General features: G+C 34.3%; 23 protein-coding genes and 1 tRNA gene. 9 read left to right on the top strand and 15 right to left on the bottom strand.

The genetic code is table 11. The features are described 5' to 3' along the window. Positions 1-289: 289 nt before the first annotated feature. Entirely contained in the window at positions 290-1,648 is a 1,359-nt protein-coding gene (locus ACG9ZL_RS19375) for a nucleobase:cation symporter-2 family protein (RefSeq protein ID WP_419361316.1), read from the top strand. A 102-nt stretch (positions 1,649-1,750) separates the two neighbouring features. Here the strand turns inward: ACG9ZL_RS19375 and ACG9ZL_RS19370 are convergent, their stop codons facing one another. The 3 genes from ACG9ZL_RS19370 to ACG9ZL_RS19360 all read right to left on the bottom strand — a co-directional run bounded on the left by ACG9ZL_RS19370 (position 1,751) and on the right by ACG9ZL_RS19360 (position 4,536). Continuing rightward, positions 1,751-2,995 carry an alpha/beta hydrolase family protein gene (locus tag ACG9ZL_RS19370; protein WP_336953862.1) on the bottom strand — a complete coding sequence of 415 codons (1,245 nt, stop codon included), beginning with the start codon at positions 2,993-2,995 and terminating at the stop codon, positions 1,751-1,753. Positions 2,996-3,142: 147 nt separating this feature from the next. Then, positions 3,143-4,021, bottom strand: a complete 879-nt coding sequence (gene ubiA / locus ACG9ZL_RS19365) for a 4-hydroxybenzoate octaprenyltransferase (RefSeq protein WP_419361313.1) — start codon at positions 4,019-4,021, stop codon at positions 3,143-3,145. Positions 4,022-4,038: 17 nt separating this feature from the next. After that, complete coding sequence (locus ACG9ZL_RS19360) at positions 4,039-4,536, bottom strand: chorismate--pyruvate lyase family protein (RefSeq protein ID WP_336953864.1); 498 nt, start codon at positions 4,534-4,536, stop codon at positions 4,039-4,041. Positions 4,537-4,802: 266 nt separating this feature from the next. Between ACG9ZL_RS19360 and ACG9ZL_RS19355 the strand changes: the two genes are divergently transcribed. Beyond that, positions 4,803-6,341 carry a DUF4139 domain-containing protein gene (locus ACG9ZL_RS19355; protein WP_419361311.1) on the top strand — a complete coding sequence of 513 codons (1,539 nt, stop codon included), beginning with the start codon at positions 4,803-4,805 and terminating at the stop codon, positions 6,339-6,341. Positions 6,342-6,423: 82 nt separating this feature from the next. Here ACG9ZL_RS19355 and rnk read toward each other — a convergent pair whose 3' ends face one another. From rnk to ACG9ZL_RS19340, 3 genes are all read right to left on the bottom strand, one after another. Further along, positions 6,424-6,831: a nucleoside diphosphate kinase regulator gene (rnk, locus tag ACG9ZL_RS19350; protein ID WP_234622805.1), complete on the bottom strand. Its 408-nt coding sequence runs from the start codon at positions 6,829-6,831 to the stop codon at positions 6,424-6,426. A 257-nt stretch (positions 6,832-7,088) separates the two neighbouring features. Continuing rightward, positions 7,089-8,342: a serine hydroxymethyltransferase gene (glyA, locus tag ACG9ZL_RS19345; RefSeq protein WP_262085493.1), complete on the bottom strand. Its 1,254-nt coding sequence runs from the start codon at positions 8,340-8,342 to the stop codon at positions 7,089-7,091. A 160-nt stretch (positions 8,343-8,502) separates the two neighbouring features. Then, positions 8,503-9,729, bottom strand: a complete 1,227-nt coding sequence (locus ACG9ZL_RS19340; RefSeq protein ID WP_419328635.1) for an alpha/beta hydrolase family protein — start codon at positions 9,727-9,729, stop codon at positions 8,503-8,505. Between the two features lie 631 nt (positions 9,730-10,360). Between ACG9ZL_RS19340 and ACG9ZL_RS19335 the strand changes: the two genes are divergently transcribed. The 3 genes from ACG9ZL_RS19335 (at position 10,361) to ACG9ZL_RS19325 (ending at position 12,468) form a co-directional block, all read left to right on the top strand. After that, the gene (locus tag ACG9ZL_RS19335; protein ID WP_336953867.1) at positions 10,361-11,062 is read left to right on the top strand and encodes a 3'-5' exonuclease; all 702 of its coding nucleotides are present in this window, start codon (positions 10,361-10,363) and stop codon (positions 11,060-11,062) included. Positions 11,063-11,147: 85 nt separating this feature from the next. After that, positions 11,148-11,834, top strand: coding sequence for a hypothetical protein (locus tag ACG9ZL_RS19330; protein WP_419361308.1), 687 nt, complete (start codon positions 11,148-11,150; stop codon positions 11,832-11,834). Between the two features lie 343 nt (positions 11,835-12,177). Further along, entirely contained in the window at positions 12,178-12,468 is a 291-nt protein-coding gene (locus ACG9ZL_RS19325; RefSeq protein ID WP_336953869.1) for a hypothetical protein, read from the top strand. 85 nt (positions 12,469-12,553) lie between these two features. On the opposite strand, the gene ACG9ZL_RS19320 is transcribed toward ACG9ZL_RS19325, so the two are convergent. The 3 genes from ACG9ZL_RS19320 to ACG9ZL_RS19310 form a co-directional block, all read right to left on the bottom strand. Continuing rightward, positions 12,554-12,781, bottom strand: a complete 228-nt coding sequence (locus ACG9ZL_RS19320; protein ID WP_336953870.1) for a hypothetical protein — start codon at positions 12,779-12,781, stop codon at positions 12,554-12,556. Between the two features lie 1,218 nt (positions 12,782-13,999). After that, a complete protein-coding gene (locus ACG9ZL_RS19315) occupies positions 14,000-14,356 on the bottom strand; it encodes a roadblock/LC7 domain-containing protein (protein WP_336953871.1) in 357 nt (118 codons plus the stop codon). 741 nt (positions 14,357-15,097) lie between these two features. Further along, on the bottom strand, positions 15,098-15,289 hold the full coding sequence (locus ACG9ZL_RS19310) for a hypothetical protein (protein WP_336953872.1): 192 nt from the start codon (positions 15,287-15,289) through the stop codon (positions 15,098-15,100). A 410-nt stretch (positions 15,290-15,699) separates the two neighbouring features. Between ACG9ZL_RS19310 and ACG9ZL_RS19305 the strand changes: the two genes are divergently transcribed. Further along, entirely contained in the window at positions 15,700-15,936 is a 237-nt protein-coding gene (locus ACG9ZL_RS19305; protein ID WP_336953873.1) for a hypothetical protein, read from the top strand. A 351-nt stretch (positions 15,937-16,287) separates the two neighbouring features. Further along, positions 16,288-16,776, top strand: coding sequence for a GNAT family N-acetyltransferase (locus tag ACG9ZL_RS19300; RefSeq protein WP_419328632.1), 489 nt, complete (start codon positions 16,288-16,290; stop codon positions 16,774-16,776). A gap of 326 nt (positions 16,777-17,102) precedes the next feature. Here ACG9ZL_RS19300 and ACG9ZL_RS19295 read toward each other — a convergent pair whose 3' ends face one another. The 3 genes from ACG9ZL_RS19295 to ACG9ZL_RS19285 all read right to left on the bottom strand — a co-directional run bounded on the left by ACG9ZL_RS19295 (position 17,103) and on the right by ACG9ZL_RS19285 (position 18,263). Continuing rightward, positions 17,103-17,363, bottom strand: a complete 261-nt coding sequence (locus ACG9ZL_RS19295; RefSeq protein WP_336953875.1) for a DUF2164 domain-containing protein — start codon at positions 17,361-17,363, stop codon at positions 17,103-17,105. 415 nt (positions 17,364-17,778) lie between these two features. Beyond that, on the bottom strand, positions 17,779-18,003 hold the full coding sequence (locus tag ACG9ZL_RS19290; protein ID WP_336953876.1) for a hypothetical protein: 225 nt from the start codon (positions 18,001-18,003) through the stop codon (positions 17,779-17,781). 89 nt (positions 18,004-18,092) lie between these two features. Further along, positions 18,093-18,263, bottom strand: coding sequence for a hypothetical protein (locus ACG9ZL_RS19285; RefSeq protein ID WP_336953877.1), 171 nt, complete (start codon positions 18,261-18,263; stop codon positions 18,093-18,095). A 407-nt stretch (positions 18,264-18,670) separates the two neighbouring features. Between ACG9ZL_RS19285 and ACG9ZL_RS19280 the strand changes: the two genes are divergently transcribed. Both ACG9ZL_RS19280 and ACG9ZL_RS19275 read left to right on the top strand, forming a co-directional pair. Then, a complete protein-coding gene (locus ACG9ZL_RS19280; RefSeq protein WP_419328629.1) occupies positions 18,671-19,228 on the top strand; it encodes a hypothetical protein in 558 nt (185 codons plus the stop codon). A 208-nt stretch (positions 19,229-19,436) separates the two neighbouring features. Continuing rightward, positions 19,437-20,483, top strand: coding sequence for a linear amide C-N hydrolase (locus ACG9ZL_RS19275; protein WP_419361304.1), 1,047 nt, complete (start codon positions 19,437-19,439; stop codon positions 20,481-20,483). Between the two features lie 287 nt (positions 20,484-20,770). Here the strand turns inward: ACG9ZL_RS19275 and ACG9ZL_RS19270 are convergent, their stop codons facing one another. The 3 genes from ACG9ZL_RS19270 to ACG9ZL_RS19260 form a co-directional block, all read right to left on the bottom strand. Beyond that, complete coding sequence (locus ACG9ZL_RS19270) at positions 20,771-20,962, bottom strand: helix-turn-helix transcriptional regulator (RefSeq protein ID WP_336953880.1); 192 nt, start codon at positions 20,960-20,962, stop codon at positions 20,771-20,773. Continuing rightward, the gene (locus ACG9ZL_RS19265; RefSeq protein ID WP_336953881.1) at positions 20,959-21,336 is read right to left on the bottom strand and encodes a hypothetical protein; all 378 of its coding nucleotides are present in this window, start codon (positions 21,334-21,336) and stop codon (positions 20,959-20,961) included. The genes ACG9ZL_RS19270 and ACG9ZL_RS19265 overlap by 4 nt, the downstream gene beginning before the upstream one ends. Before the next feature lie 247 nt (positions 21,337-21,583). Further along, a tRNA-Met gene (locus ACG9ZL_RS19260) sits at positions 21,584-21,660 on the bottom strand. Positions 21,661-21,968: the final 308 nt, after the last annotated feature.

Raw genomic sequence — 21,968 nt, 5'->3', positions numbered from 1 at the left:
ATCAAACAATTTATTTTTCCATGCAATTGATTTAATTTAAAATATTAATTAAGAAGAATTATATTCTTGTGTCTGAGTTTTTGACAGGTTGACTATAAAACCAATCTAAACACGCTAAGCTTTATCCACCGTAAAATAATCGGCTTTGCACAAAGAAATAATTTAAATATCAATCTCAAACAAATAAGTTTTAGCGTTCACTAAAAGCATTTTTCTTACACTTATTGACCATTTGGCATATAAATTGCTCTTTGTAATGCATGGATGGCAAAATCATAAAGGTTTTAAGATGAATACTGAAATTAAAAAAATTCAACCTGAAGATGAAGTTTTAAGTGCAGGAAAGAACCTAACATTTGGTTTACAACATGTACTCACCATGTATGGTGGTCTGATTGCAGCACCTTTGGTTGTAGGCACGGCGATTGGTTTAAATGCAGCTGAAATTGCCTTATTAATTACGGCATCTATTCTTGTCGGTGGTTTGGCAACATTACTACAAACGCTTGGAATAAAGTGGTTTGGTGCAAAACTCCCAATTGTACAAGGCACTTCATTTGCTGCTGTCGCAAGCATGATCGCGATTGGTACAACTGGGGGCAATATCCAAACGATTTTTGGTGCTGTGATTGTCAGTTCTATTTTCGGGATATTGATTACCCCCTTTTTCTCAAAAATAGTGCGTTTCTTTCCACCGATTGTGACGGGTTCAATTATTACTATTATTGGGATTTCACTTTTACCTGTTGCAATCCGCTGGATTATGGGCGGTAACCCTAAAGCTCCCGAATGGGGCTCACTGGAAAATATTGGGATTGCGGCCTTTACCCTCGGTATACTACTTGTGGTGAGCCGCTTTGGTTCAGCTACAATGGCGCGACTAGGCGTACTCATTTCAATTATTGTTGGTGCAATTTTTACCATCCTGCTTGGTGTTGCCGACTTTTCAAAAGTGAGCGATGGTGATTTATTTGCTTTTCCACACCTATTTGCTTTTGGTCTACCCAGCTTTGAAATGTCCGCTATCTTAACCATGTGTATCGTGACCATTGTGATCCTTACTGAAACAACAGCCAGCCTATTAGCGATTGGTGAAATTGTTGATACAAAAATGGATAGTCATCGTTTGGCAGATGGTTTAAGAGCCGACATGCTATCTTCTGCGATTGCGCCATTATTTGGTTCATTTATGCAATGTGCTTTTGTCCAAAACGTAGGACTGGTTGCCATTTCAGGTGTGAAAAGTCGTTTTGTAGTAGCAACGGGTGGCGCTATTTTAGTTGTGCTGGGTTTATTACCGATTTTTGGACGCTTAATTGCTGCGATTCCGATGCCTGTTTTAGGTGGAGCAGGTATTGTTTTATTTGGTAGCGTTGCAGCAAGCGGTATTCGTACATTATCTAAAGTGGATTATCAAACCCAATCCAATCTCATCATCGTTGCTGTGTCGATCTGTGTCGGCTTAATTCCTTTAATCAGCCCTGATTTCTTTCATGCCTTTCCTAAAGTATTCCAAACTTTATTTCATTCAGGAATAAGCGCAACGTGTATAGCAGCAGTATTACTCAATATTTTCTTTAATCACCTTTCATTTGGTAAAAAACCTGTTGGATCTTCGGTAAAAAATGTACAAACGGCCATACATTGAGATAAAAAAAGCAGAGCTTGAATTGAAGCTCTGCTTTTTTACTTACCACGCTCTATTTAACCGCCAAGAAAAGCAAATGACTGAATGCTTCTCTTAAAACCATTATTTTGTGGTTGGCATATGCTTTTTAATAAAGGCAACCAATTCAGGATTTTTTTCAACAATCGCTTGAGTATGGCTGGCATCTTTCACAGGTAAGAACGTTACATCTGTACCCATATCTTTTAAACGTTGTTGCAATCCTTCCGTCACAGGATAAGGCACTGCCATATCAGCAGTCCCCTGGATAATCATCACAGGACTATTAATTTTTTTGGTTGCAGGTTGGTTCTCAGCTAAGAATTTTTTTACTGTCGGATTTTCTTGGAAATTATCGACCAATCCAGGATAGTCTAAAACAGTTTTTCCTCCATTCTTAACAATATAATCACGGATATCATCGGCAAATTTATTATGCAATTCATCTAGACATAAGCCATTTTCACCTGTGGAACCTTCCGCAAATTCTGCAATATTTTTTGAACGATCTTTAAAAACTTCTCGATAATTAAACTTAGGCTCATAAGCGGTCACACCAACTGTGGTATAAGCAGCGTATGCCAATAATTCTGCATAAACTTCAACAGCAGTCCCTACTGGAGCTGTTCCAGCTTGTTCCTTTTGAAGAATATCTCGAATTGCTTGTGGCGCAACGACAGAAATAATATAACCCAAACTTGAGGCAGGTGCGCCTGCGACAGCACCTCTATAATTGGCATCACTATTGGAAAGCTCAGCAGTTCCTAAAGAACCATGCCCACCCTGCGATTGCCCGACAGACATCCATTGACCATTGATCTGATTACCATAGCGCTCTTTATATGCTTTCACTGCATAAATCGCTGAGTTAGCCTCACTCTTTAGATTTAAATACGGATGCATACCTGGTGTACCCAAGCCTTCATAATCTGGAGCAATAATCACATAACCTTCATTTAACAGGCTTTGCGCCATATTTTTAAATCGTGGGTTAAATTTATTTCTACTTGGGGCGCAACTATCACCAACGCCCACCGTGCCATGCTCCCAAACCACAACTTTCCAACCATCTGCAGGTCGTGTTGTTTTGGGGATGAAAACCATCGCTGTGGCTTTCTTGGTTTCACCAAGTACATTTGGCATATTATAAGTCATGACTTTGACCGATGTAGCCTCATTGATTACATCAGAATTATATGTATTTTCAGATACATAATCCTTATTTGAACCCCAATTATTCCAGTTATTATCATCATCATTACATGCAGTTAATAATAATGCTGAACCGCAAGTAATAGCTAATAGTGTCCGTTTAAATCCTACTTTCATTAAAAAGTCCTCAGTTTTTATTGTTTGAACAGCTCCCTGTTCACCACTAATTAAGCATAAAAAAAAGCATCTTGCTAGAATGCTTTTAACTAAATAGTAAAATAATAGATAAATATAGATTGTAATCTTAAATTTAAATTCAAAAAATCAAATTAATGCAATAAAAATTCCAATAAAGATGATTAAACCAACCCAACGATTGTGCCTAAATGCCCAAAAGCATAATTGTGGATCACGATCTTTAGTTTTTGACCATTGATAAATGAAATCAGCAACAACCAATAATAATGTAATCAGGCCAAACGGAATCAATATGTTTTCTAAATATAATGCCGAACCAATCAACAATACACTGGTCAATTGCAACAAAGAGATGATTTCAATATCATATTTTCCAAAAAGAATAGCTGTTGATTTGACCCCAATTTTTAAATCATATTCACGGTCTGTAATTGCATATTGAGTATCGTAAGCCACTGTCCATGCTAAATTCCCAAAATAAAGCAACCAACAGGTCCAATCTAAGGGTTTTCCCATTGCAGTAAATGACATCGGAATCCCCCAAGAAAATGCCATTCCTAACACCACTTGCGGTAAATGGGTATAACGCTTCATAAATGGATAAATAAATGCAAGCACTAATCCTGCAAGTGCGCAATAAAAAGTCGCAATCGGTAAGAAGAATAATGTACAGGCACTCGCTGCAACCAAGCCAATAAAGACCCAAATCGCTTCTTTAGCAGAGATGACTCCAGTTGCGAGTGGACGATGTTTAGTCCGCTCTACATGGGCATCTACTTTACGATCAGCAAAATCATTGATTGCACAACCCGCAGCACGCATAAAGATGGTTCCTAAGACCATTGCAACCAGCGTTACAATATCTGGAATTCCATCTGCAGCAATCCATAATGCCCACATGGTGGGCCACAAAACCAATTCTGTTCCAACGGGTTTATCAAAGCGACATAGATAATAATAAGCTTCTAACCGTTGTCGCCAAGTGGTTTGTTGCGCTATCGACATGACAGTCCTTAAATACTCTATTTTGAAATATTCTGTTGATGTAAAAATTGCTCAAAAGCAGGTAAAAAAGTTTCTTGAACAATAAATTTACAACCATGCCAAGTATAACAACTTTGCCGCGTCCAACCTTCTTCTAATTTTAAAACACGGCGTTCACATAACGGATTGGTACGTTGAAATAAATATTTTCCGATTGGCTGCGTTCGGATGTGCTTAAACAAACGTGCTTTGCCATGGATACTTAAAATGGGAAATATACTTTTTGCCTTGACCCAAGGTTGTTCATCACAACCAAATAAATAACTTTCACGCACCCAGGAGGTGTGTTGATGCGACATTAGCATCCATTGACTATCTAACAAGGTCATTCTTTGATAATGCTCATGAATCGGTTGAACTTTAAATCGCCCACCTGCTGCCTCAGTCAATTGTTGAGTCAGCGAACCTTGTGCATACAACCATGCTTTTAATTCAGGAGGAAATTTCTTATCCCGTATTGTGCATGATTGTTTCAATGTTCAGCCCTTCAATTTTTGGATGACTCAGTGTAACTTAATTTTTTTAATTTGTTTGACTTGATCTTGCAATTATTCAAAACTAGCTGAAAAATCCATCAAGTTAAATATAAATAAGCTTTCTCTTAGGTCTAAAATTTAGCTAATCCTCAATACTCAATTACGTTCAAGCATCCTTAAATGCTTATATCACTATTTTGATTTGTATGACTTTCTGCTACATTTTAGCTTTAAAATTAATCGAATGTATTTTAGGGCCCCTCATAATGAATATAAAAACAGCACTCCAACTCACTATTTTATGCGCTCCTTCAACATATTGTTTTGCGCTTAACTTATCCAACGCCCCCATTCAACAAGTCACCCTGTATCCCACACTGGCAAAAATCGAACGAAGCTTTCCAGTACAAGCAGGAGAACAACTCATTATACTAAATGGGCTTGCAGCAAACTTCAATATAGACCAATTGCAATATCAAAGTAGCAATATTGAAGTCAATGCTGTGTCTCATACAGATAGTGCAATTGATAAACCTGCAGGAAATGAATCTGCTCAATTACGTCATCACATTGAAAGCATAAAAAAACAGATTTCTGAACAAAACTCGATTATTCAAGCTGCTGAATTACAAAATAAGTTCTTAGAAAATGTCATTAAAGGTTCCGCGCCAAAAGTCCGTAAACAGGCTTACGAGGCTTTTATTGCCATTGACCAAGCCAAGGCCGAGAAAGAAAAATTACAACAACGCTTACAAGAGCTTGAACAGGATCTAAATGCCATTGGAGATAGTGAGTTTAATCAGCGAACACTAAAATTTTATGTCAATGCCCCACAACGGGGTGAAATTAAAATTAGCTATATGGTTCCTTATGCACGCTGGCAGCCGATCTATAAAGCTGAGTTAAACACCCAAACCAAGCAAATCAAGCTGACACGTATGGCAATGATTGCTCAAAAAACTGGTGAAGACTGGAACAATGTTAAATTGGCATTATCCACAGCAACCCCACAAAACTATATTCAACAAGTTCAACCCCAACAATGGTGGGTAAACTATTATGAACCAGAACCAGTACGACCAATTTATCCAGCACCCGCACCTATTGCAATGGCTGAAATGAGTTATGATAGAAAGTCCACTGCCGCAGTAAAAAAATCGCCCCCTCAATTTCCACAGTTTCAAACGGCTGATTTAAATTTTAGTACTGAATTTCGTTCAGAAACCAAAGCATCCATTCCAAGCAGCCAACAACAAATCTATTTACCTTTAAGTACTGAACAATATGCGGCTAAACTTTCAGTTTGGGCGATTCCAAAACAGAGTACTCAAGCCACAATTAATGCTGAAATTTCAAAACTTGATCAAAATTGGCCTTCTGGAATTGTAAAACTATATCGTGATGGCGACTATATTGGGCAAAGAGCTTGGAGCAATAGCGCAGATGAAGCACTTCAAATGAGCTTTGGTACAGATGATCAAATTCAAGTTAAAGTCACTGATTTAACCGACAAAAAAAATCCAGTCAAAGGTACTCAATCTGAAACCATACGAAAACAGCAATATTCAGTACAGAACCTGCATAACTATCCAATTCAGGTTACGATTTTTGAACCTGAACCACAAAGCCAGAACGGTAAACTCAGCACTCAATCGACCTATAATATTCCACCGACTGCAACACAATGGAATGGACAACCCAATATCAACCAATGGCAAATTGATTTAAATCCGAAACAGATTTATAAATTAGATATTCAACATCAATTTAAATATCCAAGCAAAGGGAGAACTTCAGGGTTTTAACTTTCGGTTTTTATACAAAATTTAGCCCAGTGATTACTGGGCTTTAATTTGGTCACGTAAATATCATTAATTTTGACATTTATTAGAGATAATCGCCTTCTCTCTCTGGCTGATACAATATTTTTTCAATTTTTACTTTCATCAAATGACCATCTGGCTGTGGCCATTCAATTTCCTGCCCTTCTGCCAATCCAAGAATTGCAGTACCTACAGGTGCAACAACATTGACCTGCCCTGTCTCACCACGAAAATCATGTGGATAAACCAAAGTAATTTCGGTTGCTTCCGTCGATGGTGCAATGGTGATTAAGACTTTTGCATTCATGGTTACTACATTTGGAGGCATATCTTGAGGCGCAACCACATCTGCTCGCGCCAATTCCTCTTCTAAATGTTGCATCGTCACAGTCAACTTCGACTGATGTTCCAACATCGTTTCTAAGCGATGTAAATCTTGTTCTGAAATAATAATATTTGGTTTACTAGCCATGTGCCTAATTCCTTCGATCTTTCACATCATTTGGGTATAGCAGCGATGTTTATAATGGGTCTGTTGACATTTTATAAATAAATTAAGCCACAAGCCGTAAACTACAGCATGCAACCTATATGTCGGAAACATGAAACGAAGTATCAATAAACTCCCATAATCTACTTCTTTTATAACAGATATTTACTTCGATGTTTAAGCTTATTGAACAACCATAAAAAAAGCCCCCTTGAGAGGAGGCCTTCTCAAGTTAATGCTTATTTAGCATAAACGGGGAATTTTGCACAAACCGTTTCAACTTTTGCTTTAACCGCATTGATCACAGCTTCATCACCTTTTGCATCGAGGATATCCGCAATCCAACCCGCCAAGTCGCGAACTTCCGCTTCACCAAAACCACGTGTTGTTACTGCTGGCGTACCGATACGGATACCTGAAGTAACAAATGGAGAACGTGGATCATTTGGTACAGCATTTTTGTTTACAGTAATATGAGCAGCGCCTAACCAAGCATCAGCATCTTTACCTGTCACATCTTGCTTAATTAAAGACAACAAGAATAAATGGTTTTCTGTACCACCAGATACAACATCATAACCACGTGAAATCAATACTTCAGCCATTGCTTTAGCATTTACAACCACTTGTTTTTGATATTCTTTGTATTCAGGCATCATTGCTTCTTTAAAGCAAATTGCTTTTGCTGCTATAGCATGAACCAATGGACCACCTTGGTTACCAGGGAATACAGCAGATTGAAGTTTTTTCTCAATTTCTTCGTTTGCTTTTGCAAGGATTAAACCAGAACGAGGGCCACGCAAAGTTTTATGCGTAGTCGTCGTTGTTACATCAGCAATTTGCACTGGGCTTGGATACACACCTGCTGCAACTAGACCAGCAACGTGAGCCATATCTACAAATAAATATGCACCAACTTTATCCGCAATTTCGCGGAAACGTTGCCAATCTACAATTTGGCTATATGCAGAGAAACCCGCAACAATCATACGAGGTTTATGCTCTACTGCTAAACGTTCAACTTCTTCGTAATCAATTTCACCCGTTTCTGTATTTAAACCATATTGAACAGCATTATATGATTTACCAGAGAAGTTGACTTTAGCACCATGGGTCAAATGACCACCATGTGCCAAGCTCATACCTAAAACAGTATCACCTGGGTTGAGTAAAGCAAGATAAACTGCTGAGTTTGCTTGAGAACCTGCGTGTGGCTGAACATTTGCATAGTCAGCACCAAATAATGCTTTAGCACGATCGATCGCCAATTGTTCGATCACATCAACATATTCACAACCGCCATAATAGCGCTTGCCAGGATAACCTTCCGCATATTTGTTAGTGAGTTTTGACCCTTGTGCTTCCATAACAGCTGGTGAGCAATAGTTTTCAGATGCGATTAACTCAATATGAGCTTCTTGACGGGCATCTTCTTGAGTGATTGCTTGAGCAATTTCTGGATCAAATTCAGAAATAGAGATATTGGCGAACATTAGCGAGGTCCTATGAATTAGGGCTTTTAAGCCGTGCTAAGATTGCGCGTATTGTAGCATGAAGTTTGTAATTAAACAGAATGAAGTTTACTCCGTTTTAAATAAAAATGGCTCATGTTGAAAACATAAGCCATTTGCTAAAACCTACAATTTAAAATAGTTATTGTGCTGCAAACATTCCTTTTACATCAGCCACAATATTATCGATATTTAAGGCATAAGCTGTACTATGATCCCAAGCAGGATTGGTAATATAATTCACAGGTGTTGCCAGTGCTTTAGCTGTACCATATAAGGTATCTGTTGCCGCTTGAGGTACAGTGGTATCGGCTCCACCTTGGTAGATAATTACAGGCGTTTTAACTTGAACTTGTAAAGGTTGAGAATCTTTATTCAAGAAAGTTTGAACCACAGGTAGGGACATAAATGTATCTGTTTTTCTTGGATAATTTTTCAATGATCCATTGATTGCAACATACTGTCCCATTGCTCCCCCGAACTTATCGCCTAGTTGAGAAGAACAAACAGATTCTGCTTGTTTAGCAATCGCATCAGTCGGCACTTTAAAGACTTGGCTATAGTCTAAAGTTGGGTTTGCATTACGTAAGCCTGCCGCGATCAGAGCGGTAAACGTATCTAAAGATGCATAAACTGGAATCTGTTTATCAGGCGTTGCATTTGCCACGCTAGATTCTCCAGCATTTAGGATCAAATTCAGTTGTGACGCAGGTGCGACAGCAACCGTACCTTTATAATCTAAGCTTGCACGATCTGCGTATTGTGCAGCCCCCAAAGCAGCTTGACCACCTTGCGAGTGTCCAACAGTCACCCATTGTTTCGAAGCTTTATTGCCTAACCAATTTCGTGTTGCAACCACAGCATCTGTAATTGAATAAGCTTCACTTTTTACATTTAAGAATGGATGAAGTTCAGTTCCACTTGGCTCCCCTAAACCTTCATAGTCTGGTGCAACAACCACATAGCCTTCCGCAAGGAATTTAGAAATCATTCCTTTAATATAAACATTTGTCTCATTACGGCTTGGCGCACATATATCAGCGACACCGGTTGTACCATGCGCCCAAACCACAATTGGCCAACCTGAAGCTGGTGGCGCAGTTTTAGGAGTAAATACCAATGACGTTGCTTGTACTTCTGTGCCCTTCACTCCCTTCATCTTATACGTCATCACCACACTATCTGCAGCAACAGCAGTAAAATCAGTCTTGCTATATGCTGTAGGTGTGCCAACAACAGGATTTGTAATGTTATTTACATCAGTATTTGACGGCGATTCATATGAACCTCCCCCACTACCACCATTCTTACATGCTGTTAAAACCAGTCCAGAACTTAAAATTAAAACCGTTAATAATTTTTTTTTCATGTGAGTTATCCTTAAAACACAATTTTTTAAAATTAATTTATACGAGCTTAAGCGTATAATTATTTTATCAATACGTCAAAAAAATATGTTAAGCAAGTTTTTTAATCCCGATTTTAAACATTGATTCAATATCATAAAGACCTGTAGCTCTTCAGCACTTAAATAAAGCCAAACAACTTTCTTATCAATTAATGTAAATACTACAGTTGGGAAGTGTTACATGACACACAAAAACTAAAACATAAAATAGAATACAACTTTGATTTCCCCCTAATTATTTGTATTTTTCACCTTATTCCCATAGCCCCCCTTGATAGATAAAAAAATGATCATGTTGGGTGAAGACTTTTGGTATTGAAAATTTCTTCTCATTTTAAGAGAAAGCTAGGATGAGGGGATTTTTATATTGATTTATAGTTTTAAAAAAGCTTTATCAAAGAAGCCTAATGCATTTAAGACAATTAAATTTGAATATTTTTCCGACTGCATGTATTTAAAAACCATAATTGAATAGGATTTAAGCAAAATCCAATGTTGATCTCGAATTTATATGACTTTAAATTGTATTTAGGGCCTAAAAAAGCTAGTTTAAGGAAGCTTTCCATTTATATATTGGTTGAGGAACAAAGGCATGCAAGCAATCATTTTAGATACTGAGACTCATACACTCAATGGCTTACCCATTGAAATTGCTTATGCGCCGATTCAAATTCAAGAAGGGAAATTGAGTCTAGATCGTGAACAAATGTTCGATCAGCTTTACAGTATTGGAAATGAAAAGATTTCTTTCGGCTCAATGGCTGTTCATCATATATTAGAATCAGATCTTACGAATCAACCAAATTTTTCCTGTTTTGAACTTCCTCAACAAACCCTTTACATCATTGGGCACAATATTGACTATGATATTCGCGCAATCCAACAATGTGGCGTAGATACAGCTCATATCAAAGCCATTTGTACACTTGCGCTTGCTCGTCTTGTTTGGCCTGATGCTGAAGCACACAATATATCAGCACTGATCTATATGATAAGTAAAGGCAGCGAAAAAGCACGTGAAATGTTAAAAGGTGCGCATCGTGCTGATGCAGATATTATTTTAACTGCAAACATCCTTATGCATATTATTTATCAATTGAAAATTCAAACAATTGAAGAATTATATGAAGCTTCAGAAGATGCACGTATCCCACGTAGTATTAACTTTGGAAAGCACCGTGGTACCGCTATTTCAGAATTACCTAAAGACTATGTACAATGGTTACTTCGTCAAGATGAGCTTGATCCATATTTACGCAAGGCTTTAGAGAATGCAAACATAGTCACACTTTAAGCTTGTGATTTGTAACAAGAAAGTCATATTAGTGTAATTTTCATTCTTTATTCTAGGGTCAATTTATTGGGGAATAATTTGACTCATGGATCACTATTTTAAAACTGACTTGGGAATTCAGGCATTAAAAAACCGCTCATTTCAACTCACTGCTCGCCAAAGACAGTTACTACTTCTGATTGGCACTGATGATTTTAAAATTTTAAAGAGTCCACTCAAACAAAGACTCGCAACACCAGAACTTATTCAGCAACTTGAAGAGTTAGGTTTAATTTTTCAGAATCATGCTGATCATTCATCTGAAATGAAGACAAAAATAACGCCTGAATCATTCAAGATAGAACACTTACATCAATTAAATCAATGTACTAACCTTACTCCCCTACCTTTTCCAAAAGAAGTTGATAAATTAAAAAGTATTATCACTCAAAATCTGAATGAAAATACAAAATCAGCAGATTCACATACCACTACGCATGCTACCAACACAGTAATATCTGAAGAAGAAACACATGTTGAATCTACATCTGAGCTCATTTATATAAATTTTGATGACATCAAGCAAAAAATGTCTACCCTTCTACAAACTCATTGTGGACTGATGACAAAACAGTTGGTAATACAAATACAACAGGCCAAATCCATTCGAGATATTAAATTTTGCCAAATGCAATGGATTACCGCGCTTCAAGAAAGTCGAATTTCGCCACATGAATTAAACCTAACTATGCAACAGATCAATTATTCCTTACAACACCTACAATCATCTTAAAGCAATCATAAATATTGATTTCAATTTAACCCCTTAGAATGACAAATTTAGTGCTTTTAGCGTCATTCTAAGTCTTTTATCCAGTTTGGTATTTGGTTTTTTATATTGAACTAATGATACCCAAAATAAGCTAGAGACAATGACAAATTTTAATAAATTAAAGAGTATGCTCAGTTTAGTAAGCATGGGGATATTATTTCAAATCAGCTCAACTAGAAATTTTTTTGTTATGATTTTAAACAACTTCCAAAGATTCATATCTATTTACAAAATCAAATTGTCTGTTTTACAAGCATTCTGTAGAATCAAAAGCCAACCTATTATTTAAAATAATTAGACAATTATGACGCAATATCTTACAAAATCGACAAATCAAACAGCTTTAGAACTTTCAAATTTTTATCCAACTTTTGAACAATGTTTAACGGCTGTATCCAATATTAAATATCAAAAAGATCTACGCATCAAAAATGATCCTATTTCTTCTCAACATATATTGGTCGAAAGCTATTATCTTGGGACGCTTAAAGATAAGTTAAAAATTGAAAAAAATGCAATTCAACATGCCAACCAAAATCGTTTGGCTTTGTATCACCTTGTTGCTGTGGTACTTAATCATTTTAAAACTGCTTAATTAATTTTATCCGACTATTAAAAACGATGACAAATAAAAACGTGTTAAGCTTCCAGCCAACACGTTTTTTAATTCATGGTCAAAATTAACTCACTTGTTCAATAATACGATATATGCTGTCACTTTCCTTGCTTTCAAAAAGCAATTCAATACTGGGTAGTATTTTTTCACCATCCACAATGATGTGATCAATTTTTTGGAACAAAGATAAATTTTCTGTGTCTTCATGCTCTTGTAGCTTGTTTAACCAAGCCATTGCATTCAGCTCATTGCTATATTGATCCTTGACCCTTACTGTAATCATTTCAGTCATTTTTGTGTCCTCTTTTTTATGTACTGTTTTCTTATACCATGACATCACGCAATAATTATTTTGAAGTTGTTAGATTTTATGGCAATGTTAAAAAATAGCTACATTATAGTTTTTTATATCTATAAATCAATAAATTACTTTAAATACTTTGTGTAAATACAACCAAATTCAATTATTTCATGACATTTCAAAAAGAAAAGCCCGCATTTCTGCGAGCTTTTTATGTTGGAAAGCTAGTGCTTATTTTTTATTTGAACTGGAGTCACAAATTCAATAAGCCGTCATTGATCTGTCCAACTACTTCGTAGCGTCTTAGCGACCTACTGTAATTTTAATATAGTCAGATGCATTTAGATCTGCAAGATGTAGCAACATTATTGAACGATATGACAGCAATTATTAAATTGAATATTTTTTTTATGAGTAGATAATAGGAAAGTTTGATTGATTATATCTATTGCGCGTTCAAACATGAAAAATCTAAATTACAATATTTCGTTAAAAAGGGTCTTATAAATTTGACCTACTAAATCGTCTATTCTGTTGATATGTTATCGATAATATTCTCTCTCATAAATCATTAAAAGCATCTATTTATAGCAGATTTCGTATATGGATTCTTATACTTAACAGCTATAGGATTTTTACAATGACTTCCCCCTCCACGTGATCTACACACTTTTTCTAAGCTTCCCTGCTGGTGCTATAATTCAATTAACTTTTTCAACATGTGGGATACTGTCTAGACTGTGTGTACTTTAAATTTTCAGTTATCTGAATACCAAAACCTTCCCTTTCAATGTGACCATTCTTTGAAAAGGAAATTCAGCTTTTCTGAGTAATCTGATTAAAATGCTAAGTCCTAATGCAATAAACATAACAAATATGATTAAAGCCTTATAATCGAGGATGTTCTTGATCATACGTGACCAAAATTTATCGAACATGATGCTGCTCATTCTAGCTGCGACTTTGTGGTTAAAGATATTCTTTATATTTGTAAATGATATTTTTATTTTCTAAAAACTTGAGAATTAAAATAGCCTCTCAACTCATCAAAATACTTAAAAAAAACATTGAGACTAATTAATTTTCATTTTTTAATAAAACTTTAATATTTAAACAATACTTTTATTATTAATTATTATGAATTTTTTCAATTTAAATATCGTCACAAGGCTATCACGACAATATTGAAGCAATAGCCAAGTCTATATTTTAAGCGAAATCTAATTCTTTTTCAAAAATTCTAAGTTCATGTCGCGCCATAGCTAAATTAGATTTTTGGCGATCTAATACTAAATATAAAAATAGACTACTGTTTCTATCAAGTGGTCTCAATAAGTGATACTGCTTTCCTAATGTAATTAAAATATCATCAATCGTGTCGCGTAAATTTAAAGCTTCTGCTGTTTTCATTTTAGCTCTTAAAACTTCAGTATTTCCAGCAGCGGCAAGTTCCAAATCAATTCCTGTTCCATGTGCTGCTAAAGATAAACCACTTGTACTATCTACAAGCGCTGCTGCTGTGAATCCGTCAATTTCTGTTAAAGCTGTTAAGTCAATTTTAGCCATTTATATGTGCCTTTTATTAAAAAGAGATAATATGAGCCACTTCTAAAGCACCCTCATGTTTAAAAAATACCACAAAATTATAATAAAATATTATTTTATTATAATAATTTGTAACTTTTTTTAATATAAACAAATAATTATCTCTATATTACTTCACAAGTGAAATATTTAACTCAACACAAAAATTTATTAACATGAATTTATATTCAATAAAAACAATGAATAGAAATATAAATAAAATACTTATTTATAGATCAATTTAAAACACCATAATTTAAAAACAATAAAACCCTTCAAATACAACGATTTGAAAATTAAATAAAATAAAAAATCAATGTTCCATAGACAATATATTTCCATATATACACCACTTATCAATATATTTATTATATTATTTTTCACCAATATATTAGACATGCCTTAAGATGAGCATTATCCTAACATTAAGAATAAAATTCTTAAAATATGGACTATACACAGTATTTAATTGTAAAAAGAATTAAGAACAAAAAGCTCTACAATTTTCTATCAACCGTAGTTTTTTATAATTTACAAGAAAGGATGTTATTTACAAGAGGGCTTGTTGATTTATTTAAAAAGTTATTAAGGTCAAAGCAACTATTAATTTTTGACAATGCTTTTGGCTATAAAGGAAAATCAATAGAACAGCAGAGTTTACTTACCCAAAACCCTATCAGGCTTTTGAATGCTTTTAAGCCTTGAATATTAGCTCATTTTTTATTAAGCCATTAACCAAATTTTATAAAATTCCTGAATATCTGACTCAAAAAACTCATCACAATCACTGTCATATACAAATGTTTTTTGTTCTAATAAATATTCAGCTTGATGTTCAATCAAATACTTTTTTAAAAAGTTTTTAAATTCATTGGCACGCTCAGGAAAAATATGCTCCCCATCATAAAAAATCATCACAATTACCTGTATAAAGCCGTAAAACACAGATACAGATTATACAAAAATGCATAAAATTTCAAATTAAATTTAAATACCATGACATAAATCACATTAATTTTATAGTTTTTATTGTTCAATTTTCTTCAGATGACTGAACTAAATTTATAATTTTTTAAACTAAGATATTGTTTAAATTATTTTTTCTCTTGATTCAAATATTGAGTTGATAATTTAAGGTGAATACTTTTCAAGTATAAAAGAATGGAAAGAACTAAATATCCAATACAAAAAACTCAAAATATTCCAATAATTATTATTTTACTGACTAGTTTTAGCTATCAATTGAGTAGCGTTGATTTTAGCGATATTAAAAAGATGAAACAAGTGTAGGGTGATTAAAATACAAACCAGTTGAAAAAGCTAACATGAAATTTGAAATAACAACCGAAGTTTTGATCCATGCACCCATTGATATTTTTTGGAAAACTCTTACAAATTTTGAAGATTATAAGAATTGGAATCCATTTATCCTAAACGTGTCTGGAGCGTTTCAAAAAGCTGGCAAGATCAAGCTAAGCATACAAAATAATGCAATAAACAAAATGTCTTTCAATATGATTGTGTTAGAAAAACAAGAAAACACAGAGGTCAGCTGGTGTTGAAATGTAGTCGTTAAAGGAGTATTTAATGTAGAACATAAATTTAGATTACAACAAATAAGCACGAATCAAACAAGGTTAATTCATAGTGAAGCCTTAAGTGGAGTTTTGTTAAAACCTTTCTTAAAGAACTTATAGACTAAAACCAAGCCGAATTTTGAACGAATTAATCATGCGATTAAAGTAAAATTAGAGAAACCATAGCACAAATCATTTAGAAAATTGACTTTAATCAGTAAAATATTAGCCCTTAATCGCATTATGCTTTGTATTATTTAAAATACGCCCCATCTAGCATTAAACTATAAAATCAATCGAAGGAATCCAAACAATTGGTATTTAAGGAGGATCATAGTGGAGATCAAGTTTGACCATTTAAGTAATGTCAGTAAGACCGAGATTATTGAATTAAACACAAATGATCGCGTCCTCAAACAAATGCCCTTAGCCAAAGGGACTATTTTTAATGAAGATCAATGTATTGCGTGGGTCAATGATAAAGAAAATCAGTGGACACAATACGGCTATGGCCCATGGGCATTTATTGTTGATGGCAAATTTGCAGGTTGGGGAGGATTACAATATGAGCATGGAGATGCTGACTTAGCTTTAGTTTTGCATCCTAATTATTGGGGAATTGGCAAACAAATTTTTGATAAAATAATAAATAAAGCATTTAACGAAATGGGTTTTGAATCAATCACAATTTTATTACCGCCAACACGGAAAAATTTAAAAGGGATCTACTCACTTGGATTTAAATTGGATGGTGAAGTCACCCTAAGCAATGAACATTTTATCAGGTATCGTCTATATAAAATGCCTGTCGTAAAAGTCGAGTAAGTATGATTCAAAAAAGTCTTCTGCGTGGTCATCTTACTGAGTTAAGCAAAATAACTGGATAAATATTCGAAATTCTCATCTTGCTTAGTTTCAACATTGCTCCTCAATTTGGAAAAAAGGAAGCGTGCATGAACTAAAGTAATAGTAAGCAATGACGTACTTCCTTGTTTAAAAAGTGTGGCCGTTTTAGTCCATGCTCACTGGGCAGCAATTCTCTACTTTAAGCGTTCTAAAAAATTCTCAGTATGAATTGTCATTAAACACTCACTTTACCCTGTCTTATAACATTAAGCTTTCAAAGTATGATTTTTAAGGCCTTACGTATTTTACTTTATTGCCTTTTCTTTAGATAATAAAAATAGGTCTTCATTGAGATGAGCAAATCTTTCTGCCAACCATTCATGGGTATCATTGAGTGCTTGATTGTAAAAGTGATGACCAAATTCTTCTACGATGAAATCAAACAAAAACTGCGCTGGAAAATTTCCTAGATCCAAGTCTAGTTCCTTTAATACATACTTTTTCAACGAATAGATTAATTGTTCACGCGTAAAATCATCAAATGTAATTATTTGCTTTTTAGCCATAGTCTTTGATTCTGAAAATAATGAGAACACATTACAATACTAATTCAGTTTTTATTCAATCTCATCGCGTCTTAAAATGACGTACATCTTGATTTTTCATATTTGTAAAGAGCCTCAATAGACCTATATAACCAGATTAAAAAATTTATACACTCAACTCTAAATAAGTGACGCCACAGTAAGCCTATTTTTAATTATCTTATTAGATAATAAACAAGAAAAGATATTCATTGATCCTAGACAAAATAAAATTGGGCTAGACATCATAAAACTTAATAATTGCTAGTTTTTAAACAGCTGATCATACTCCGCCTATTGAACATAAAACTGAAAATTCTCTTTTTATAAAAAATACTTCCCTTCAACAAATATAGCAAGTCTAACATTTATATTCACTATATATCACGAAATATGATTAGAGTGTTCTCTGTTGAAAGGCTGGATCTTCTTCTACAAAAAAAACCTCATCAGTGCCAATTAAAGTCCACTGATAGGTTCCAAATATTCTGATTAATTCCTGATTGAAAGAATTGAATAGCCTAACTAAATTAAATGACTCATCATATTCACCTATATATTGTATAACTGGAAACTGTTGAAATTCTGCATACATTTTATGTACCGTTACTTTCTTAATCATTACTTTAACTCCTTAATAAATTGAAAGAAGTTTCATCCTTACAATTTATTCTTCACGCATTGAAACACCTAGTGCTATTTTTTTTGCACTCATCTTTCTTCAACTTTCTTTTGCTGTAGTTGAAGTGAATTAGCATGATTAGCGTCAGGTTGCTTATTCTGATCCTTATTTGACTGTTGCTGTGGCGCTTGAGATTGATGACCATTAGCATCAGGTTGTTTACCCTGATTGCTACTCACTTGCTTGTTAAATTTTGACATAGTGATATCTCTTTTTTACCATTCATATTAATGGTACATTTAACATGCACCTTTATGAACTGAATAGATAGTAGCGACATGTATCAAGGTATATTTAAAAATTAATATCATTAGTTTATATTTATTTTTACAAGAAAAATTCATAAATATTGTTTAGACAATGTCCATTAAAAATGTGCCCCTAAAATAAACACTTTAGAAACAGATGTAGAATCCATTACTTATTTAAAAATCTGAATTCTAAGATAAACTTAATATTTTTAGTATTAGCCACTAAATTTATATTTCATTATATGCATAGATGACCATAACATAAATACAATAATTAATATCTTTAATAAATTAATGTAGAAAATCTTAAATAAAATAATTTCATCAACATTATGATATAAAAATTTTGAAATTAAATGATATTTAATAATTATTTATATATGATATTTGGTATTATTTTAAATAAAATAGTCTATGCTGAAAGCTTCATAGACTCCTTTGATAGTCATGAAAAGTCAAATCTTAACTTATACACCTTTGCCGCAGATGTGGATGAGCCAATCAAAAAAGAGGAAATTAAATATAATATTGATCAACGTTTCAAAGAAATAGTAAAAGAGCTAGACCATTCATTTATGGCACATGCCGAACTAATTAAGGGAAAATGGGGGATTTATGCTAACCAACAAATTATAAAACCGTCTCAAGAAAAACAAACAAGATACTTACCGATCTCTATAAATAATCAATTAGATCAGGTCAGTTCTGGAACTTACTATCGAGCACACATATCACCTGCCTTTAGCTTCAAAAATCTACCAAAGCCGATTATAGAACCTAAAATTGGAATGCATTGCACCAAACCCAAAGCAAAAGTTAGTACTTTAAATCAATCTACAGACATAGGTAGCGTATGGAATGGTTTTTTAGAGGTTCTCGCTTTAAATACAATTTTGATTCACCTTGGAATTTAGCTTCAAAAATGACCTTGAGGGGAGAAAAACGATTTCTGCCTATGTATATACAGGATATCGAATTTCTATTTTTGAATCGAAATCTAAATTTAACAACTGACTACAGTTATTTTGAACAAAATTATAAATGCAATAACTTCCATTGGGATATTCGACAACAAGCCCCTGTCTTGGACATTAATTTACCGTTTTTTAAGAGGAAATGATGATGAATAATGCTTTGAAAAAGATATTACTTGCCGCGGGAATTCTCGTCGCAGCAGAGGTTACCACTGCTTGTACACGTGTCGTATATTTAGGTGGCAATGAAGTGATTACAGCACGTTCTATGGATTGGAAACAAGACGTAGGGACAGATTTATGGATTTTACCAAGTAATGTCAAACGTACAGGCTTAGCTGGTCCGAATTCTATTCAATGGACGGCTAAATATGGTAGCGTCGTTGCAACAGGTTATGATGTTGCCACAACAGATGGCATGAATGAAAAAGGTTTAGTGGCTAACTTACTTTGGTTAGTAGAATCTGATTATCCAGATACTAAGAAGAATAGCAAACCACCTCTGAGTATTTCTCTATGGGCTCAATATGTCTTAGACAACTATGCAACTGTAGACGAAGCAGTACATGCTTTAGAAAAGGAACCTTTTATAGTTGTTACAGATACTGTGCCAGGTGATACACGTTTAACGACTCTACATCTTTCTATATCGGATGCAACGGGTGATAGTGCAATTATTGAGTATATTGGCGGTAAACAAGTGATTCATCATAGCCGTAAATATCAAGTAATGACCAATTCCCCAACCTTTGATCAACAATTAGCGCTCAATAGCTATTGGCAGCAAATTGGCGGAACAATCATGTTACCCGGAACCAATCGTGCTTCAGATCGCTTTGCAAGAGCTTCATTTTATATCAATGCAATACCTAAAAAAGCGTCATCAGAACATTCTATCGCAAGTGTGTTTGGTGTGATCAGAAATGTCTCTGTTCCATTTGGATTAAATACCGCAGAAGAACCAAATATTTCTTCTACGCGTTGGCGTACTGTCGCTGACCATAAGAGAAATCTTTACTTTTTTGAATCTGCTGTATCACCAAATATTTTTTGGGTAGACTTAAAAGAGATTAACTTCAAAGATGGGCAAACCAAAAAACTGGCTTTAGGTAAAGACCAAGCAATAACCTATTCTGGAAAATCAAACTCTTATTTTAAAAGCTCAAAACCATTCCAGTTTTTAGGAATAAATTAACTTTAAGCAAAAGATAAATGCCTTTTATAAGTATTAATTTACATAAAGACTTCAAACAAAAGCCCTCTCAATGTGGGCTTTCATTAACAATTTACGGTCTAGTACGAAGTTTTGTAAGTTTCCTCTCACGTCAGGCTTCGTTTACCCATTTTACAGATCAAATTCCATGAAAAGTGTTGAATACTTGAGCTAAATTTATTAACGGCTAAGAATATAATGCTTTAAATATACTATTTTTAGTGGTCAAAAATTTCTGCCCAGGCCAAGCTTAACCCATCTATAAAATTCTATTCATCTTTAAAAATTACGTCTATGGGTGAATTAAATAATTTAGATATTTTAAAGGCCAAAGGTAAGCTAGGATCATAGCGCTCTTTTTCAATTGCATTAATTGTCTGGCGAGAAACTCCCAAATATTCTGCTAATTGTTGCTGAGACCAACCTTGCTGCGTTCTCAATTCAGATAAGATATTTTTCATCGATAACGCCAACTCCCAATTGCAATACCAACACCCCACAGCGTTGCCATTAAAGGCCATACCAAAAACATAGAAAGATGTGGAAAGCCAATATTTTCAAGAAATCCATAGCTAAATGTGATGAGTGCGGTACCCACAAATGCAAGCGCAAAAGCTTGTAATTGGATGTGTTGTTGCATTTCATCTAGGCGCGCTAATTGCCTGAGCACACTCCAGCCCACCAAAATACAGGGAATTATAGGCAATAATGTCACAAAAATTTGTGTTGAATAACGGATATTATCATTCTTTAAATAATTCAATGTACAGATAAGCACAACAATATAAAGCAGTATTGATGCGCTAAACTCAATCAGAGATCTATATTTTTTCATACGGTACTCATGTAAAGTAAACTTTACACAAATTTAGATCAAATAGCGCACTATGTAAAGCGTGCTTTACATATTATTTTTATTTTAACTTATACAGCAACCTCGAAATGCGCCTTCAATTGAAAATTTTTCACAGCATTTATTTGCACTTTGATTATAAATTTATGAAGCTAACTGATTTAAAAGCATAAAAAAAACCTAGTAAGCATGAAGCAAACTAGGCTATAAACTTTGAATCTTTTTTCGTTGGTAGCGGGAGCTGGATTTGAACCAACGACCTTCGGGTTATGAGCCCGACGAGCTACCAGACTGCTCCATCCCGCATCAACGAAGCACCTTTATACGCCTTAAAGACGAGAAATACAACCTTTATTCAATATATGTTTAAAAGAATTATGAATGAGAAGCCGAACCACTCAGAAGACACTTATTGTTGGTCCATGATCTTAACTTCAAAATATAGTAAAAACATCCAAAGTATCAAAGAAATACACTCACTAAAATGAGGGTATGTTTAGGAGAATATGAATAACGTAAGCGTCAGACAACAATTTAAATCCAGTATATCAATCTTTATTTATTATTTTAACTAAACTATGTAATAAAAATAAAAAATGAGAATATATAAAATG

Source organism: Acinetobacter legionensis (genome assembly GCF_048551735.1).
Taxonomy (GTDB): Bacteria; Pseudomonadota; Gammaproteobacteria; order Pseudomonadales; family Moraxellaceae; genus Acinetobacter.
Note: the sequence above shows the minus strand (reverse complement) of the source record. Positions and strands in the feature narration are given on the sequence as shown.